Source organism: Streptomyces sp. NPDC041108, from assembly GCF_055592645.1.
In genome coordinates, this window is the sequence record NZ_JBVIYK010000012.1 from 73,636 (window position 1) to 86,447 (window position 12,812).

Sequence of the window (12,812 nt, forward strand, 5' to 3'; positions counted from 1 at the left end):
GCCCCGCCGACCGCCGGATTCCGGTCCCGGTGCCTCAGCTGTCGAAGCCCAGTCCCAGCCGGTCCATGGCCTTCAGCCACAGGTTGCGGCGCCCCGCATGGGAGTCGGCGCGGGCCAGGGACCACTTGGTGAGGGCGATACCGGTCCAGGCGAACGGCTCCGGCGGGAACGGCAGCGGCTTCCTGCGGACCATCTCCAGTGCCGTGCGCTCCGTGCGCTCGCCCGCGAGCAGGTCGAGCATGACGTCGGCACCGAACCGGGTGGCGCCCACCCCCAGCCCCGTATAGCCGGCCGCGTAGGCGACTCTGGCCTGGTGGGCGGTGCCGAAGAACGCCGAGAAGCGGGAGCAGGTGTCGATCGCGCCGCCCCAGGCATGGGTGAAGCGCAGGCCCTCCAGCTGCGGGAAGCAGGTGAAGAAGTGTCCGGCGAGTTTGGCGTACGTCTCCGGCCGGTCGTCGTACTCGGCGCGCACCCGGCCGCCGTAGGGGTACACCGCGTCGTAGCCGCCCCAGAGGATGCGGTTGTCGGCGCTGAGCCGGAAGTAGTGGAACTGGTTGGCCGAGTCCCCGAGCCCCTGCCGGTTCTTCCAGCCGACCGACGCCAGCTGGTCGGCGGTGAGCGGCTCGGTCATCAGGGCGTAGTCGTAGACGGGGACGGTGTACGCGCGGACGCGCCGGACCAGGCTGGGGAAGATGTTCGTGCCGAGCGCCACCTGCCGGGTACGGACCTGGCCGTAGGGGGTGCGGACGGCCATGCCGGCGCCGCACGCCTTGAGGTTCAGCGCGGGGGTGTGCTCGTGGACGCGGACGCCGAGGGCCAGGCACGCCCGCTTGAGACCCCAGGCGAGCTTGGCCGGGTGCAGCATGGCGACGCCCCGGCGGTCGTGCAGGCCCGCCCGGAAGGTCGGTGAGGCGACCTGGTCGCGGACGGCCTCGGCGTCCAGGAACTCGATGCCGTCGGCGAGGCCCTTGCCGGCGATCTCGTCGTACCACTCACGCAGTTCCCGGGCCTGGTAGGTCTCGGTGGCGACGTCGATCTCGCCGGTGCGTTCGAAGTCGCAGTCCAGGCCGTGGCGGGCGACCGCCGCCTCGATCTCGTCGAGGTTGCGGGCGCCCAGCTCCTCCAGTGTGTGGATCTCGTCCGGCCAGCGGGCGAGGCCGTTGGCCAGGCCGTGGGTGAGCGAGGCGGCGCAGAAGCCGCCGTTGCGGCCGGAGGCGGCCCAGCCCACCTCACGGCCTTCCAGCAGGACCACGTCCCGCCCCGGGTCGCGCTCCTTGGCGTTCAGCGCGGTCCACAGCCCGCTGTAGCCACCGCCGACGACCAGCAGGTCGCAGGTCTCGGCGCCGGTGAGCGCGGGCTCGGGGTGGGGTTTGCCCGGGTCTTCGAGCCAGTACGGGACCGGCCGGGCTTCGGAGAGCGACTTCGTCCAACGGCTCATGGCGCTCGGGGCCATGATTTCAACTCCCTACGGAAGGTGCGCGAAAGGCTTATGCCTTCTGCTTGTTTCGGCGGTTGCCGATGACCATGGAGACCAGCACCAGCAGGACGGCGACCAGGAACATGGCCGTACCGATGACATTGATCTGGACGGGCGTCCCGCGCTGCGCCGAACCCCAGACGAACATGGGAAAGGTGACGGTCGAGCCCGCGTTGAAATTGGTGATGATGAAATCGTCGAAGGAGAGCGCGAAGGCGAGCATCGCTCCCGCGGCGATTCCGGGGGCGGCGATCGGCAGGGTGACCCTGATGAAGGTCTGGAAGGGCCCGGCGTAGAGGTCCTGGGCGGCCTGTTCCAGGCGCGGGTCCATCGACATCACGCGCGCCTTGACCGCCGTGACGACGAAGCTGAGGCAGAACATGATGTGCGCGATGAGGACGGTCCAGAAGCCCAGCTGGGCGCCCATGTTGAGGAACAGGGTGAGCAGCGAGGCCGCCATGACGACCTCGGGCATCGCCATCGGCAGGAAGATCAGCGAGTTCACGGCGCCGCGGGCCCGGAAGCGGTAGCGGACCAGCGCGAAGGCGATCATCGTGCCGAGGACGGTCGCGCCGATCGTCGCCCAGAACGCGATCTGGAGGCTGATGGAGAGCGAGCCGCACATGCCGGCGACCCCGCAGGGGTCCTGCCAGGCGTCCGTGGAGAACTGCTGCCACTGGTAGTTGAAGCGGCCCTTCGGTTTGTTGAAGGAGAACACCGTGACGACGACGTTCGGCAGCAGCAGATAACCGAGCGTGCACAGTCCCGCGATGACGACGAGATGGCGCTTGAGCCAGTTGACGAAGGCCATTTAAACCAGATCCTCCGTCCCGGACCTGCGGATGTAGAGCGTGACCATGAAGAGAATCGCGGCCATCAGGATGAAGGAGAGGGCCGCGGCCGTCGGGTAGTCCAGGATGCGCAGGAACTGTGTCTGGATCACGTTTCCGACCATGCGTGTGTCCGTGGATCCCAGCAGGTCCGCGTTGACGTAGTCACCGGCCGCCGGGATGAAGGTCAGCAGCGTGCCGGAGACCACGCCCGGCATCGACAGCGGGAAGGTCACCTTGCGGAAGGTGGTGACCGGCTTGGCGTACAGGTCGCCCGCGGCCTCGTGCAGCCGTCCGTCGATGCGCTCCAGGGAGGTGTAGAGCGGCAGGATCATGAACGGCAGGAAGTTGTAGGTCAGACCGCAGACCACCGCGAGCGGGGTGGCCAGCACGCGGTCGCCGGCCGTCCAGCCGAGCCAGTTGGTGACGTCCAGGACGTGCAGGGTGTTGAGGGCGCCGACGACCGGGCCGCCGTCCGCGAGGATCGTCTTCCAGGCGAGGGTGCGGATCAGGAAGCTGGTGAAGAACGGCGCGATCACCAGGATCATGATCAGGTTCCGCCAGCGTCCCGCGCGGAACGCGATGAGGTACGCGAGCGGGTAGCCGAGGACGAGGCACAGGATCGTGGCGGCGCCGGCGTACAGGATCGAGCGCAGGAACTGCGGCCAGTACTCGGACAGCGCGTCCCAGTAGGTGGCGAAGTGCCAGGTGACCTTGTAGCCCTCCTCCAGGGAGCCCGTCTGCACGGACGTGGAGGCCTGGTAGATCATCGGCAGCGCGAAGAAGACGACCAGCCAGAGGATGCCGGGCAGCAGCAGCCAGTACGGCGTGAGGCGGCCCCGCCTGCGTGGCGGCTTCTTCTCGGGCGCGGTCGGGGTCAGAGGCGGCGGCGCCTCGGTGAGCGTCGCCATCAGAGCGTCGCCTCTTCCTGGATGCCGGCGTCGATGTCCTGGGCGGCGTCCAGGCCGAAGGTGTGGGCCGGGTTCCAGTGCAGGACGACCTCGGCGCCGGGCACCAGCCGGTCGTCACGGTCGATGTTCTGCGCGTAGACCTCGAACTCGGGACAGACGGGGCTGTCGATGACGTACTGCGTGGAGACGCCGATGAAGGAGGAGTCGGCGATCCTGCCGGTGATCCGGTTGCGGCCCACGGGTATCTCGCCCGCCTCGTCGGCGTGGGTGAGGGAGATCTTCTCGGGGCGGACGCCGACCAGCACCCTGCCGCCGGTCGCGGTCGGCCCGGAGTACCGCGCCTCGGGCAGCACCAGTTTGCCGCCGCCCGCCTTCAGCACGATCTCGCCGCCGCTGCGGGAGTCGACCTCGGCCTCGATGAGGTTGGAGGTGCCGAGGAAGTTGGCGACGAAGGTGGTCTGCGGGTTCTCGTACAGGTCGGTCGGCGAGCCGAGCTGCTCGACCCTTCCGCCGTTCATCACGGCGACCGTGTCGGCCATGGTCATGGCCTCCTCCTGGTCGTGCGTGACGTGCACGAAGGTGATGCCGACCTCGGTCTGGATGCGCTTGAGCTCCAGCTGCATCTGGCGGCGCAGCTTGAGGTCGAGGGCGCCGAGCGGTTCGTCCAGGAGCAGCACCTTGGGCGTGTTGATCAGCGCCCGGGCGACGGCGACGCGCTGCTGCTGGCCACCGGAGAGCTGGTGCGGCTTCTTGCGCGCCTGCTCCCCCAGCTGCACCAGCTCCAGCATGTCCTCGACCTGCTTCTTCACCGACTTGATGCCGCGCCGGCGCAGCCCGAAGGCGACGTTCTCGAAGATGTCCAGGTGCGGAAAGAGGGCGTACGACTGGAAGACGGTGTTCACCGGCCGCTTGTAGGGCGGCAGCCGGGTGACCTCCTGGTCGCCCAGGTGCACGGTGCCCGTGGTGGGCTCCTCCAGGCCGGCGATCATGCGCAGGGTGGTCGTCTTGCCGCAACCGGAGGCGCCGAGCAGGGCGAAGAAGGAGCCCTGGGGCACGGTCAGGTCCAGCGGGTGTACGGCGGTGAAGCCGTTGTCGTACGTCTTGCTGATGCCGGAGAGGCGGACGTCCCCGCTGTGGTCGGTGGTCTTGTTCGTCACGGTGATCACGCCCCCGTCAGCTTCGCGAACTTCTGCTCGAATGCCGTCTCTTCCTTCGCGCTCAGCGAGCGGAAGGCGTGCGACTTCGCGGCCATGGCCTTGTCGGGGATGATCAGCGGGTTGTTCGCCGCATCCGGGTCGATCTTCTCCAGCTCGGGCTTCACCCCGTCGACGGGCGACACGTAGTTGATGTACGCGGCGAGCTCGGCGGCCGGCCGGGGCCGGTAGTAGAAGTCGATCAACCGCTCGGCGTTCGTCTTGTGACGGGCCTTGTTGGGGATCAGCACGTTGTCGGTCGACGTCATGTATCCGCTCTCGGGGATGATGAAGTCGATGTCCGGGCTGTCCGCCTTCAGCTGGACGACGTCACCGGCCCAGGCCACACAGGCCGCGAAGTCGCCGCTGGTCAGGTCGGAGGTGTAGTCGTTGCCGGTGAAGCGGCGGATCTGCCCCTTGTCGACGGCCTTCTGGAGCCGCGCGATCGCCGCGTCGTAGTCGTCGGCGGTGAAGTTCGCCGGGTCCTTGCCCATGTCGAGCAGGGTCATGCCGATGCTGTCGCGCATCTCCGACAGGAAGCCGACCCGGCCCTTGAGCTTGTCGTTGTCGAGCAGGTCGGAGATCGACTTCACCTCCTGGCCGTCGAGGGCCTTCTTGTTGTAGGCGATGACGGTCGAGATGCCCTGCCAGACATAGGAGTAGGCCCGCCCCGGGTCCCAGTCCGGGTCGCGGAACTGCGCGGACAGGTTGGCGTAGGCGTGCGGCAGGTTGGAGGCGTCCAGTTTCTGGACCCATCCGAGGCGGATGAGCCTGGCGGCGAGCCAGTCGGTGAGGACGATGATGTCGCGCCCGGTGTCCTGCCCTGCGGCCAGCTGCGGCTTGATCTTCCCGAAGAACTCGACGTTGTCGTTGATGTCCTCGGTGTACTTGACCGAGATACCGGTCTGCTTCTTGAACTGGTCGAGCGTGGGGTGGTGCTTCTCGCTCTCGTCCACGTCGATGTACTCGGTCCAGTTGGAGAAGTTGACGGTCTTCTCCTCGGCCGAGTGGTCCTCCGCGGAGACGCCGCCCCGGGTGGTGCCGGCCGCGGGGATGCCGCAGGCGCTCAGCGTCCCGAGGCCGCCGACCGCGAGCGCGCCGCTCGCGGAGGCGCGCAACAGGGACCGCCGTGTCATGGCGGCCCGGCCGTTGCGGAAGCTGCGCCGCACGGCGGCCACTTGGGCCGGCGACAGGCGGTCGGGCTCGTACTGCTCCATGCGCTGATGCCCTTTCGGGAAGGTGGGCGGCCGCGGGTCGGACGGCCTGAGATCGGCTAGCGGTCCCCGAAGATCGTGCGGTGCCAGTCCTTCCTGGCGATCGCCGTATTGTCGAACATGACGTGCTTGAGCTGGGTGTACTCCTCGAACGAGTACGCGGACATGTCCTTGCCGAAGCCGGATGCCTTGTAGCCGCCGTGCGGCATTTCGCTGATGATCGGGATGTGGTCGTTGACCCACACGCACCCGGCCCGGATCTCCCGGGTCGCGCGGCCCGCCCGGTACACGTCCCGGCTCCAGGCGGAGGCGGCGAGCCCGTACGGAGTGTCGTTCGCGAGCCGGATGCCCTCGTCGTCGCTGTCGAAGGGCAGGACCACGAGCACCGGTCCGAAGATCTCGGACTGGACGATCTCGCTGTCCTGGGCCGCGTCCACCACGAGCGTGGGCCGATAGTACGCACCGTTCCCCAGCTCGCCCCGGGGCGCCTCGCCTCCGGTGACCACGCGCGCGTACCCGCGTGCCCGCTCGACGAAGGCGGCCACCCGGTCACGCTGGACGTGCGAGACCAGCGGCCCGAGATCGGTGCCCGGGGCGAACGGGTCACCGAGCCGGACGGTCTCCATGAGAGCGGCGGTTCGCTCCACGAACGCCTCGTACAGCGGCCGCTGCACGTACGCGCGCGTGGCGGCCGTGCAGTCCTGGCCGGTGTTGATGAGCGCGCCCGCGACCGCGCCGTTGGCGGCGGCCTCCAGGTCGGCGTCGTCGAAGACCACGAACGGGGCCTTGCCGCCCAGCTCCAGGTGCAGGCGCTTGACGGTGGCCGTGGCGATCTCGGCCACGCGCCTGCCGACGGCCGTGGACCCGGTGAAGGAGGTCATGACCACGTCGGGGTGTCCGACGAGGTGCTCACCGGCCTCCCTGCCGGTCCCGGAGACGATGTTGATCACACCGTCGGGGATGCCGGCGTCCGTGGCGGCCTGCGCGAAGAGCAGCGAGGTGAGCGGGGTCGTCTCGGCGGGCTTGAGGACGATCGTGTTGCCCGCCGCGACCGCCGGGAGGATCTTCCAGGCAGCCATCTGGAGCGGATAGTTCCAGGGCGCGACGGACCCCACCACTCCGATGGGCTCGCGGCGTACGTAGGAGGTGTGGTCGCCCGAGTACTCGCCGGCCGACTGGCCCTGGAGGTGCCGCGCGGCGCCCGCGAAGAACGCGATGTTGTCGATGGTCCCGGGCACGTCGAACTCGCGCGTCAGTTTGAGCGGCTTCCCGCACTGCAGGGACTCGGCCCGTGCGAACTCCTCCGCCCGGTCGGCCACCACCGCGGCGAAGCGGTGCAGCGCGTCCGACCGCTCGCCGGGCGTGGTGGCGGCCCAGCCCGGAAAGGCGGCACGGGCGGCGGCCACGGCCGCGTCCACGTCGTGGGTGCCGGCCGGCTCGTAGGTGAGGACCTCGTCGCCGGTCGCGGGGTCGACGACCGCCTGGGTGCGGCCCGATGTGCCCTTCGTCAGGCGGCCGGCGACGTACTGCGCGCCGACCGCGAAGCGGTCCTGTGCGGGGAACCGGTCCGGGGTCGCGGTGCCCGGGTTCTGCATGTCGCTCTCCTCCGCCTGCGCCCCCTCTGTCCACGGGGGTGGGTGGCGTAGCTCCAGCTCGATTTGAGTGCCGATCCTGACAGAGCGATGCGGCACCAACAAGTGATTCCGTTGTTGCCTTTTGGTTACGCGACGGAATCTGTCGACCAGGTGTCGAGTCAGCACGGAAAATCGAGGACGGAATGTCCGTGGCGGCTGCCAGACTCGTCGCCATGGAGAAGATCGATTCCTGGGACACGCTGACGGAAGCGGTCCGCGCGGGGGCGAGGATCAGGTACCTGCACTTCTGGGGACACCGGCCACGGCCCGACGGGCGGGTCGGCGCGAGCTGTCTGAGTCAGTGGTGGCCCTCGCCGTTCACGGTGGACGGGGTGGAGTACGCGACGGCCGAGCACTGGATGATGGCGTCGAAGGCCAGGCTGTTCGGGGACGCGGAGGCGGAGCGCAGGGCCGTCGCGGCGGCGGGCCCCGCCCAGGCCAAGAAGATCGGGCGGCTCGTGCGGGGCTTCGACGAGGCGCTGTGGGAGCGGGAGCGCTTCGCGATCGTCGCCGAGGGCAGCTTCCACAAGTTCGCCGCCCACCCCGACCTTGCGGCGTTCCTGCTGGGCACGGGCAACCGCGTCCTGGTCGAGGCGAGCCCCCTCGACCGCGTCTGGGGCATCGGCCTCGCGGCGGACGACGAACGCGCCATGGACCCCGCGCGATGGCGGGGACCCAATCTGCTGGGCTTCGCGCTGATGGCGGCCCGTGAGCGCTTGCTGAGCGGGGTCGACGCCTGAGCGCTCCGGGACCCCGCGCCGGGCGGGCACGGGGTGCGGGCACGTGACGGCGTCCTAGCGGGTGCGGTGCGAAGCCCCGCCGGTGGTGGAGGAGGTGCCGTGGGCCTCGGTCGGCTGCGCCGGGGAGAGCGAGGTGGAGTAGCCGTCGTCGATCGGGGCGGGGCCCGGGTCGAAGTCGCCGCTGCCAGGGGCCACGATGAGCAGGATGATGATGCCGATGCCGAGCAGGATGCCGGCCACTCCGCAGATGATCCCGGCCAGGGCGTGCCCCGGGTTCGTCGCCTCGCCCCGGCTGGCCTTGACCCGGCCGATGGATCCGAAGATCACGGCCATGATCCCGAGCAGGATCGCCAGCGGCCACAGACAGAACAGCGCGGCGGCGCAGATACCGAGCACCATCGCCGCGATGCCCATCCCGTTGCTCGGCGGCGGCGCCGTCACGGGCCAGAGGTACCCCGCGCCGGGCGCGGGATAGCCGAATCCGGGGTGGGTGTGGCCGGTCGGGTACGCCGTCGGGTACTGCGGATGGCCGTACGGGGGCTGCCCCGGCCCGTCCGGACCGAGCGGCGGGGGCGGTACGGGGGCGTAGGGCACGCCCGCAGCGGGCGTCGGGTAGGACACATGGGGCGCGGGCGGGGCGAACGGGGCGGAGGGCGCGCCGGGCCACGGGCCGCCCGGTGGCGCGAACGGGCCGGAACCTGCCGAGGGCGCCGGTGCCGCGGGGACCCCGGCAGGCGTCGGCCCACCGGCACCGGCCGGTGCCGGGGGGCCGCGCGGCTCCGCACCCGGCACGGACACGACCGTCATCCCGTCGTGCACCGGGGCAGGAGTGGGCACGGACCCCGTGGCGGGCGCGGCCGGCTTGTCCAGCACGACCCCGGCCGCCGGCGTCGTGTCCTCGGGCCGGGCCGGTGGCGGTGCCGGAATCAGGTCCTGCGGGGGCGCCCACGGGTCCGGCCGCGTGTCGGCCGGTGTCTTCGGGATCGGTGCCTCGTCGGACGGCATGAGCGGTTCCCCCTGTTGTCACGTTCGTACCGACCGCGTCGCCTTCTCCCTCGTACGCGATCGGCTGTACGTTCGGTCATGCTAAAGCCCGGGGTCAGCGCGGGGAATCGCCGCCTACGATGATCCCGAGTCATCGATCAGCCGATCACCCGCGTCCCCCGGCGCAGACCAGGGTCCGGGGCGGACGCCGTTCCGGGGAGGAACCTTGACCGACCACCGCACCGCCCAGGGCGTGCCCGTGACCCCCGCCGCTCCCGGCGCTTGCGACAGCCGCGATCTGCCCGCCTTCATCGCCGGTCTGCCCAAGGCCGAACTGCACGTGCACCACGTCGGCTCCGCCTCCCCCCGTATCGTCTCGGAACTGGCCGCCCGCCACCCCGACTCCAAGGTGCCGACGGACCCCGAGGCGCTCGCGGACTTCTTCACGTTCACGGACTTCGCGCACTTCGTCCAGGTGTACCTCTCCGTCGTCGACCTCATCCGCACCCCGGAGGACGTCCGGCTGCTGACGTTCGAGGTGGCGCGGGACCTCGCCCGGCAACAGGTCCGGTACGCCGAGCTGACCGTCACACCGTTCTCCTCCACGCGGCGCGGGATCGACGAGCTGGCCTTCATGGCGGCGATCGAGGACGCGCGCAAGGCGGCGGAGGCGGAGTTCGGGACCGTACTGCGGTGGTGCTTCGACATCCCCGGCGAGGCCGGGCTCGAAGCCGCCGAGGAGACGGCACGGCTCGCGACCGAGGACCGGGTGCGCCCCGAGGGACTGGTGTCGTTCGGGCTCGGCGGGCCCGAGATCGGCGTACCGCGACCGCAGTTCAAGCCGTACTTCGACCGGGCGATCGCGGCCGGCCTGCACTCCGTGCCGCACGCCGGCGAGACGACCGGCCCCGAGACCATCTGGGACGCGCTGGTCGAGCTCCGCGCGGAACGCATCGGGCACGGCACCAGCGCGGCGGGCGATCCGAAGCTGCTCGCCCACCTCGCCGAGCACCGGATCGCCCTGGAGGTCTGCCCGACCTCGAACATCGCCACGCGCGCGGTCCGCACCCTCGACGAACACCCCGTCAAGGAATTCGTACGCGCCGGGGTGCAGGTCACCATCAACTCCGACGACCCGCCGATGTTCGGCACCGACCTCAACACCGAGTACGCGGTGACCGCGCGCCTGCTGGACCTCGACGAGCGGGGGCTGGCCGCGCTCGCGAAGAACGCCGTGGAGGCGTCCTTCCTCGACGCGCCCGGCAAGGCCCGGCTGTCCGCCGAGATCGACACCTACACCTCGGCCTGGCTGACCCCCTGACCCGATCGGGACCACCATCACCCCCATGCGCACCGTCACAGCCGTCGCCCACCGCGGCGCCCCCTACCGCCACCGTGAGAACACGCTCGACTCCCTGCGAGCCGGGCTCGAACTGGGCGCGGACGCCGTCGAGTTCGACGTACGCACGACCCGCGACGGCGTGCCCGTCCTGCTCCACGACTCCACGCTGAACCGGCTGTGGGAGGTGGAACGGCCGCTGTCCGCGCTCTCCGCCGCGGAGCTGCGCGGGCTGACGGGCGGCGGGATACCGACGCTGGCCGACGCGCTGCTCGCCACCGGGGACAGCCGGGTGATGGTGGACCTGCCGGGCGCGGTGAACCGGCGGGCGGTGCGCCGGGTCCTCGACGTCGTGGAGGAACACGGGGCCGAGGAGCGGGTCTACTACAGCGCCGACCCGCCCACTCTGCTGGCGGTCCGGGACGCCGCGCCCACCGCCGAGCTGGCCCTCACGTGGAAGACACTCGCCCCACCCCGCCCCGCCCTCCTCGCCGCGATCCGCCCCCGGTGGCTCAACTACCGCTTCGGCCTCGTCACCGGCCTCCTGGTGGACCGCGTCCACCGGGACGGCTACCTGCTGTCGGTCTGGACCCCGGACACCCGGCGCTCCATGCGCCGGCTGATGGAGCTGGGCGTCGACTCGATCACCACCAACAGAGTGGACGCGCTGTGCGCACTGCAGCGGCGGATGTGACGCGAGGTCAGGGCGAGCGCCCCGCCACGACCGCCCTTGCCCTGCGCCCTACACCCGCGACCGCTGCGGCACCGTCGCGGCGTCCGTGGGCGTCCCCCGTGTGACGTACTGCGGTACGGGGGCCGAGTCCTCGCCGTCGTCGCGGACCAGGCCGTAGCGGAGAGCGCCGCGGTCGGGTCCGAGGGTGATGTCGTCGGTGACGGCGGCCCAGGTGGTGGGGGCGACGGTGATGCCGTAGTCGGCGCCGCGTTCGTTCTGGGTGAGGGTGACGGTGCCGTCGAGGTGGAAGTACTCGTTCTGCCACATCTGCTGGGTGCCGTCGGGCAGGACGGTGTAACCGGTGGCGGGGCCGCCCATGCCGGAGACCCGGCCGTCGGCGGAGACCGGGTCGTCCATCCGCCGGCCGCCGCCCGAGGCGACGTGGAAGAGCTTGCCCCTCAGGCCGGTCCAGGACGGCATGACCAGCCCGCCCGGCCGGTACTGGGGTGAGATCTGCCAGCGGACCAGGAGATAGCCCTCGCCCGTGAAGGTCACGTGGTCGCCGCGGTGGTTCATCACGGTCCGCGGGCCACCGCTGCTGGTGAGGCCGGACTCGGGCCTGTGCGGCAGGGCGGCGGGCGGGGTGTCCGGGTCCGGTGCCCGGTCCACCGCGTCGACGACGGTGCCGTACAGGCCGGGATCCCGGGCCGCGGGCGGGGAGACCGAGGGGGACGGGCTCGGGGAGGGCGACCGTGACGCGACGGGCGCGGGGGCCTTGGGCGCGGCGGCCATCGGTGCGCGGGCCGTACTCAGGGCGGTCGGCGCGGCCGGCGGGGTCCGGTCGCCCGGGGGCTGTGTGACGACGTACGCGCCCCCGGCGACGATCGTCGCGCCCGCCGTCACCGCGAGGGCGGGCTTGGTGAGGACGCCGAGCACCTTGACGGACCAGCCCGCCGAGGCGGTGGCGGCGCTCGCGGCCACGGCGGTCTTCCCGCCGAACGCCAGCGACAGGGTGAAGCCCGCGGGGACGGGCACCAGGGCGAGGCCCACAAGGAGGCGTTCGGCGGGGACGACGATCGCGTCGGGGCCGTCGGCGCAACGGGCGCAGTCGCGGATGTGCCGGGCGATGCGCTTGCGCCACACCGAGTCGGGCCGCCCGCCCCAGCGGGCGGTGACGCGGCCCAGGTCGGAGCAGGAGGAGTCGAGGGCGCGGACGATGCCGCGCGCGGTCTCCAGACGGGCTTTCATCCGCTGCACCCGTACGGCGGCGTGCTGTCTGCTGATGCCGACGGCGGCGGCGAGTTCGCGCCGGGTGAGTTCGCCGGCGACCTCCAGCCACCACAGCGACAGCAGTTGGCGGTCCTCGTCGTCCAGCCAGCGGACCGCTTCCGCGACCTCCTTGCGCTGCCCCTCCAACTGCAGCCGCAGCACGGTCAGTCCGGCGAAGTCGGCGGCGCCGTGGGCGTCGGGGTCGTCGAGCCGGTCGGTGGTGCGGCGGCGCGCGCGGTCCCGTATCTGCCGCATCGCGATCGCGACCAGCCAGGAACGGAAGCTGTCCGGATCACGCAGGGTGCCGAGGTTGTCGACCGCGCGGAGCATGGTCTCCTGCACGACGTCGTCGACGTCGGCGTGACCGTCCAGGGCCCGGCCGACGATGTTGTAGACGAGCGGCAGCCAGCCCGCGACCAGCTCGTCGAGGGCCCGCCGGTCCCCGGCCTGCGCGGCCGCGATGGTGGAACGCCACTGCCGCCCGTCCACGTACGTTCCCTCCGGTCCCGCCGGCCTCACCCTGTTCACGCGGCCGCGGTCCGAACCTT

11 protein-coding genes are annotated in these 12,812 nt (G+C 71.1%); 3 read left to right on the forward strand and 8 right to left on the reverse strand.

Going from position 1 to position 12,812, the window contains the following annotated elements; all coding sequences use genetic code 11:
* Nucleotides 1–34 precede the first annotated feature (34 nt).
* From ACZ6BB_RS29410 to ACZ6BB_RS29435, 6 genes are read right to left on the reverse strand one after another with little or no spacing between them, the layout of a single operon-like run.
* A complete protein-coding gene (locus ACZ6BB_RS29410) occupies nucleotides 35–1,453 on the reverse strand; it encodes an NAD(P)/FAD-dependent oxidoreductase (RefSeq protein ID WP_471618165.1) in 1,419 nt (472 codons plus the stop codon).
* A 34-nt stretch (nucleotides 1,454–1,487) separates the two neighbouring features.
* Complete coding sequence (locus ACZ6BB_RS29415; protein ID WP_471618166.1) at nucleotides 1,488–2,288, reverse strand: ABC transporter permease; 801 nt, start codon at nucleotides 2,286–2,288, stop codon at nucleotides 1,488–1,490.
* A complete protein-coding gene (locus ACZ6BB_RS29420) occupies nucleotides 2,289–3,218 on the reverse strand; it encodes an ABC transporter permease (RefSeq protein WP_471618167.1) in 930 nt (309 codons plus the stop codon). It abuts the gene before it with no gap.
* Nucleotides 3,218–4,384, reverse strand: coding sequence for an ABC transporter ATP-binding protein (locus ACZ6BB_RS29425; protein WP_471618168.1), 1,167 nt, complete (start codon nucleotides 4,382–4,384; stop codon nucleotides 3,218–3,220). The genes ACZ6BB_RS29420 and ACZ6BB_RS29425 overlap by 1 nt, the downstream gene beginning before the upstream one ends.
* Entirely contained in the window at nucleotides 4,381–5,628 is a 1,248-nt protein-coding gene (locus ACZ6BB_RS29430) for an ABC transporter substrate-binding protein (protein ID WP_471618169.1), read from the reverse strand. Before ACZ6BB_RS29430 ends, ACZ6BB_RS29425 begins: the two co-directional genes overlap by 4 nt.
* A 56-nt stretch (nucleotides 5,629–5,684) precedes the next feature.
* Entirely contained in the window at nucleotides 5,685–7,220 is a 1,536-nt protein-coding gene (locus ACZ6BB_RS29435) for a gamma-aminobutyraldehyde dehydrogenase (protein ID WP_471618170.1), read from the reverse strand.
* Between the two features lie 182 nt (nucleotides 7,221–7,402).
* Between ACZ6BB_RS29435 and ACZ6BB_RS29440 the strand changes: the two genes are divergently transcribed.
* Complete coding sequence (locus tag ACZ6BB_RS29440) at nucleotides 7,403–7,999, forward strand: NADAR family protein (RefSeq protein WP_471618171.1); 597 nt, start codon at nucleotides 7,403–7,405, stop codon at nucleotides 7,997–7,999.
* A gap of 54 nt (nucleotides 8,000–8,053) precedes the next feature.
* On the opposite strand, the gene ACZ6BB_RS29445 is transcribed toward ACZ6BB_RS29440, so the two are convergent.
* Nucleotides 8,054–9,004, reverse strand: a complete 951-nt coding sequence (locus ACZ6BB_RS29445) for a DUF4190 domain-containing protein (protein ID WP_471618172.1) — start codon at nucleotides 9,002–9,004, stop codon at nucleotides 8,054–8,056.
* A 205-nt stretch (nucleotides 9,005–9,209) separates the two neighbouring features.
* Here ACZ6BB_RS29445 and ACZ6BB_RS29450 point away from each other — a divergent pair, with 205 nt between their 5' ends.
* On the forward strand, nucleotides 9,210–10,304 hold the full coding sequence (locus tag ACZ6BB_RS29450; protein WP_471618173.1) for an adenosine deaminase: 1,095 nt from the start codon (nucleotides 9,210–9,212) through the stop codon (nucleotides 10,302–10,304).
* Nucleotides 10,305–10,329: 25 nt separating this feature from the next.
* Complete coding sequence (locus ACZ6BB_RS29455; RefSeq protein ID WP_471618174.1) at nucleotides 10,330–11,016, forward strand: glycerophosphodiester phosphodiesterase; 687 nt, start codon at nucleotides 10,330–10,332, stop codon at nucleotides 11,014–11,016.
* A gap of 48 nt (nucleotides 11,017–11,064) precedes the next feature.
* Here the strand turns inward: ACZ6BB_RS29455 and ACZ6BB_RS29460 are convergent, their stop codons facing one another.
* Nucleotides 11,065–12,792, reverse strand: a complete 1,728-nt coding sequence (locus tag ACZ6BB_RS29460) for an RNA polymerase sigma factor (RefSeq protein ID WP_471618175.1) — start codon at nucleotides 12,790–12,792, stop codon at nucleotides 11,065–11,067.
* Nucleotides 12,793–12,812 lie beyond the last annotated feature (20 nt).